Below are 4,706 nucleotides of genomic sequence, written 5' to 3'. Positions count from 1 at the left end.
CACCCTGCGCGCCTACCACGACACCACCCTGCCCGACTGGTTCGACGCGGCCCCGGCCCGCGCGCCCGACGCCCCTGACGACGCCCCTGACGACGCGCCTGACGACGCGCCTGACGACGCGCCTGACCACGCCCCGGGCGATGCATGGCCTGCCGCGAACAATGCCCCTCGCGACAGCGCAGGAATAAACGAAACGTACACACCGCACCTGCACGAGTTGCAGCGCGGCACCGTGAACGACGGATCCCCCTCCGCCCACGTCACCCCCTTGCCCCCATCACCCCCATCCCCTGATGTCACCGGCGGCACCGGCAAGGGCGGCCCCTCCGGCAGCGGCAGGGCTTGAAGAGAACCCGGGCACAATGACGGCGGCGCGGCGGGATTTTCCCGTCGCGCCGCCGCATCATTCCCATACGCTCACGGCGCTCCGGCCAGCCCCCTCCGCCGTACCGCCCCGCCGGCGTCGCAGTCGCCGGGCGGAACGGAATCCCGGCAGCCGGGAATTCTCCGTTTCCCGCTGGCCGGGGCTGGCGTCGCAGTCGCCTGGGCCCGGGGGAGCGGGGACAGAAAAAGCCGGAGCGCACTGGACGTTACGCCATGCCCACCCCCTTGCGGGAGAACCCTTCGGACACTTTGCCGCAATTCATGTCGGTCCCCGTGTCGGGATCATGCAGGGCGCGCCACCGGGCAAGGGTCTGCACGGTCAGCACGGGCATGTCCTGCCGCGCGCCAAAGGCACGCACTTCCGGCAGGCGGGCCATGGTGCCGTCCGGGTTGGTCAGTTCGCACAGCACCCCGCAGGGCGAAAGGCCCGCAAGGCGCATCAGGTCCACGGTGGCCTCGGTATGGCCGCGCCGTTCCAGCACGCCGCCGGGGCGGGCGCGCAACGGAAAGACGTGGCCGGGACGGCGCAGGTGTTCCGGCCGAGCGCCAGGGGCTGTCGCCGCCTTCACCGTGGCCACCCTGTCGGCGGCGGAGACGCCGGTGGTGACGCCCTCCGCCGCCTCGATGGTCACGGTAAAGGCCGTGCCGGTGCGGCTGGTGTTGCAGGCCACCATGGGCGGCAGGTCCAGCGCGTCCGCATGGGCGCCGGTAAGGCACAGGCAGACGATGCCGCTGCCCTCGCGGATCAGCAGGGCCATCTGCGCCTCTGTCAGGGTTTCGGCGGCAAAGATCATGTCGCCTTCGTTCTCGCGGTCCTCGTCATCCACGACAAGGATGCCGCGCCCCGCGCGCAGGACGTCCAGGGCCTGCTCGACTGTTGCCAGAGGGGCCAGAGGAGCCGCCTGCGGCAACGGCGCAGGCCCGGCTTGCGGCACGGGCGTGACGGAATGCATGGGAGGGCCGGGGGTTCCGGCCTGAACGGGAGTGGGGGACGGCTGATTCATGGCGCATCTCCTTGGCTGGAGGTCCAGAATCAGGGCGTGTGGAAACGCGGCGGGACGGTACACCCACGGACAACGCACCGATCAGGCTCCGGGGCGCGCATCGCAGCCGCGCCCGCCGGAAGGCCCGCACCGGCACGCCGCAGGAGCGGACATGCCGTCACGCGACACGCCATGCCGCAACCGCACGCGGGATTGCCCACGAGGTCGGCTGGCGTTGCGCCGCGTCCTCTTTCATCCGGACTGTTACCGTCGGCCCCGGCATCTCACCGGGTCTGCTGACCCCGTTCCACGACGGAACGGGCGCTCGCGGGCTCTCCGGCGCGGCAAGCCGCGCGGGAATACCGCCGGTGGGGACTTTCACCCCGCCCTGAGGATTCGGGGCGGATGCTACATCCACCGGGCACGCGATGCAAGCATGACCCAGGGGTGGAGTCGGGAAGGAAGAGGAAAAGGCAACGACGGTGGCGGATGGCGCGCGAAAGGATAACCGCCAGAGCGCGGAAAAGTCGAAAGCCTTCTGCGGGACGGGGGGGATGTCCGTACAGAAGGCTTCCGAAAGGGGGGATCTGAGGTAACACCCCGGACCTTGGGCAGATGGGGGGGGAATATCCGCCAAGGGGTCCGGCACATCAGAGCCTGGGTTCGACTACGGTGGTCGGGGGGGACCGCCGGTATGGCTTGTGTCCCGCAGTCTTCTCATTGTCTAGCAAGCTGTGTGCCACAATGAGGACAACCACTGTCCAAGGTTATTTTCCTGCAAAAACATACAGATACATCAACACCTGAACAGATCCCCTGTAGCGGCCCCCTTGTTCCGGCACCTTGCCGTGCGAATTCGAACGTGCGATTCCGCACGGTAGGGCGTTGCCGCACATGACAACACCGAACCCGCACCGAAGGTAGGGAAATCCCGAGTCCATGTGGACAGGTCCGGCTACTTGGACAGCCGCCGATGCAGGGCGAACCGAGAAATGCCCAGATATGCCGCCGCCCGACTCTTGTTGCCGCCAAAACGTTCCACCGCCTTGCGCACCAGGCCGTCCACCAGTGCTTCCACGTCAAAGGGGGCGTCCGGCAACGTCAGGTTGTCCGGGTCAAGCCGCCACGCGCCGGGCTGACCGGCGGTAACGGGCGTCGGCACCTCGGCCATCGCGTGTTCATCCAGAAAGCTCAGGTGCCGGGCGGTGAGCGCGGGGCCGTCGTGCAGCAGCACGGCGCGTTCCACGGCATTTTCCAGTTCGCGCACGTTGCCGGTCCACGGCTGGCGGCCCAGCAGGCGCAGGGCGTCGGGCGAAAGCGCGGTGAAGTGCTTCTTCTTGCGCATCGCCTCGCGTTGCAGGAACAACCCGGCCAGCACGGGAATGTCTTCCGGCCGTTCGCGCAGCGGGGGAATGCGCAGATGCCCCACCCGCAGCCGGTGGTACAGGTCGCGCCGGAACTGCCCGGCCTCCACCATGGCCGCAAGGTCGCGGTTGCCCGCGCAGACCACCCGGGCCTTGAATTCGCGGCGCTTCACACCGCCCAGGCGGTAGAAGCTGCGTTCTTCCAGTACCCGCAGCAGCTTGGGTTGCAAAGACAGGGGCATTTCCGCAACTTCGTCCAGAAACAGGGTACCCTCGGCAGCCAGTTCCAGCTTGCCGGGGGAGCCCCCGGCGCGGCTGCCGGTGTACGCCCCCGGCTCGTGCCCGAACAGTTCCGCCTCGAACAGCTCATGCGGAATGGCCGCGCAGTTCAGGGCAATGAACGGGGTATCGTTGCCCGATTCGCCGTAGTGGATGAGCCGGGCCACCACTTCCTTTCCGGTGCCCGTTTCGCCCTCGATAAGCACGGGCACGGACGGTTCGTCGTGGAACACGCGGGTCTCGTCCAGCAGCCCGGACATGGCGGGCGATGCCGCCACCACGTCGCCGATGCCGGTCACCTGGCGCAGTCGGGTGCGGGCCGATTCCAGTTCGCGGCGCAGGGTGTCGGCCCGTTCTTCCACGGCCTCGTCCAGGTGCTCGCGCAGTTCCCGGTTTTCCATGAGCAGCGCCTGATGCTCGGCGCAACGCTCCACCACCGCCGCCAGCTCGCGAGCGTTGATGGGCTTGTTCAGGTAATCGTAGGCCCCGCGCCGCAATGCCTCGACGGCAGTCTCCATGTCGCCGTGGCCGGTGATCAGCACCACGTCGGCCTCTGCGGTGGTGGGGTCTTCCTTCAGATGCGAAAGCAGCGTCAGGCCGTCCATGCCGGGCATGCGAATATCGGTGATGATCAGCGGGAACCAGGTGGTGCGGGCCTCTGCCAGCGCGGCCACTGGGTCTTCGAAGGGGGTCGGTTCATATCCGAGGTCGTGCAGGACGAGGCTGAGGCTCTGGAGGCTGGGCAGGTTGTCGTCGACGATCAGTATGCGCATGTACATGTCCTTTGGCAGCGTGATGGGCGTCAAGGGGGCGGCGTCTTCTGCGCCTGCCGCGCCCTGGCGCGGGGCATTCCGCCCCGTCAGTCTGACTGTCGCATTCCGTCCGGCATTCAGTCCGGACGGTCCCCCCCCGGTTTGCCCCCCCAGTCTGGCTCCCGGTCTGGCTCCCGGTCTGGCTCCCGGTCTGGCCCGACGGCCTGCGGCCCGGGTCACGACCCGGTCCGCAGTTTGCCCCCCGGTCCGTTTGTTCGGGCGGCCATCAACGCGTCCCCCCTTCGCAGGGGATACGCTACTTGCCGGTATCGCGCTCCGTCGGCAAGGCCTGGCGCAAGGCCAGGGTGAACGCGGCGCCGGTCATGGGCGGCTCGCCGCCGGACACGGAAATATCGCCGCCCCATGATTCCACGAAGCTGTGCACGATGGCGAGGCCAAGCCCCAACCCCTTGTGCGGATCCTTGGTGGTAAAGAAGGGGTCGAACACCCGGTCTTCCAGGCCTTGCAATCCCGGCCCGTTGTCGGCAACGGTCAGCAGCACCCGCCCCGCCCGGGCTTCTCCGTCCGCAGGGCGTCCGTCCTGCCCTTCGGCATGGCCTCTCCGGTCCGCCCTGTCTGGCCTGTCTGGCCTGCCTAGTCTGTCTGGCCTGTCTGGCCTGTCTGGCCTGTCTGGCAATTCGGAGCGATCACCCGCGCCGCGCGGCGCGGGCCGGTACGCGGCCTCGATGCGGATGCGCCGTTCCTGCCCGTCCGCCGGTTCCCGGGCGTCCAGCGCGTGCATGGCGTTGACCACCAGATTGATCACCACCTGCTCCAGTTGCACCGGGTTGGCGCGCACGGCGGGCAGGTCCGGCGGCAGCACGCGCTCCACGGTCACCCTGTGGGCGCGCAGTTGCGCCCCCACCAGCCCCAGCGCCCGGTCC

3 protein-coding genes, 1 pseudogene and 1 riboswitch are annotated in these 4,706 nt (G+C 68.6%); of the genes and pseudogenes, 1 reads left to right on the top strand and 3 read right to left on the bottom strand.

Annotated elements, in window-relative coordinates; all coding sequences use genetic code 11:
• Positions 1–346, top strand: a pseudogene (locus tag FVW20_RS07875) (YihY/virulence factor BrkB family protein); the annotation flags it as partial.
• A gap of 244 nt (positions 347–590) precedes the next feature.
• On the opposite strand, the gene ribB reads toward FVW20_RS07875, so the two are convergent.
• The 3 genes from ribB to FVW20_RS07860 form a co-directional block, all read right to left on the bottom strand.
• Positions 591–1,388: a 3,4-dihydroxy-2-butanone-4-phosphate synthase gene (gene ribB / locus FVW20_RS07870; RefSeq protein ID WP_231038963.1), complete on the bottom strand. Its 798-nt coding sequence runs from the start codon at positions 1,386–1,388 to the stop codon at positions 591–593.
• A 219-nt stretch (positions 1,389–1,607) separates the two neighbouring features.
• Positions 1,608–1,767: riboswitch (FMN riboswitch) on the bottom strand.
• Positions 1,768–2,322: 555 nt separating this feature from the next.
• Positions 2,323–3,783 carry a sigma-54-dependent transcriptional regulator gene (locus tag FVW20_RS07865; RefSeq protein ID WP_196608980.1) on the bottom strand — a complete coding sequence of 487 codons (1,461 nt, stop codon included), beginning with the start codon at positions 3,781–3,783 and terminating at the stop codon, positions 2,323–2,325.
• A 295-nt stretch (positions 3,784–4,078) separates the two neighbouring features.
• The coding region (locus tag FVW20_RS07860) for a sensor histidine kinase (protein WP_231038962.1) at positions 4,079–4,706 on the bottom strand (628 nt) is incomplete at its 5' end.

It is taken from the genome of Nitratidesulfovibrio oxamicus (genome assembly GCF_015731765.1).
Taxonomy (GTDB): domain Bacteria; phylum Desulfobacterota; class Desulfovibrionia; order Desulfovibrionales; family Desulfovibrionaceae; genus Cupidesulfovibrio; species Cupidesulfovibrio oxamicus.
This window is presented reverse-complemented; position numbering and strand designations above follow the sequence as displayed.